Annotated in this window: 1 protein-coding gene; it reads right to left on the reverse strand. The window is 67.4% G+C overall.

What is annotated here, in order from left to right; genetic code table 11:
* Positions 1-73: 73 nt before the first annotated feature.
* Positions 74-273: hypothetical protein (locus ABG80_RS16510; protein ID WP_160322569.1), on the reverse strand; the 200-nt coding region annotated here is incomplete at its 5' end.

A 273-nucleotide genomic window follows, 5' to 3' on the forward strand; every position in this document is an offset into this window, starting at 1 on the left:
TGCGTCGTCCCAGCGTGCGGGCTTCGCCCATCCCGCAGGGCCGCCGCCAGCGGCCTCATACGTGCATCCATCCTCACACCTTGCCCCCCTCATAGGCGAGGCTCACCGACGCGCCAGGAGCCCACGCACGCACCGGTACGGACACCTGCTCACCCACTCGGCCCTCGAAAGGCTTGGTGTCCGGAACTGTGAGGGTGAAGAGTTGAACGAGGCCACGGTTATCGAGGCCCTCGATCTGGAGAACCGGGCGGGTGGGGATCACCTCGCCGGTCT

It is taken from the genome of Aquabacterium parvum (assembly GCF_001447195.1).
In the GTDB taxonomy this organism is placed as follows: Bacteria; Pseudomonadota; Gammaproteobacteria; order Burkholderiales; family Burkholderiaceae_C; genus Aquabacterium; species Aquabacterium parvum.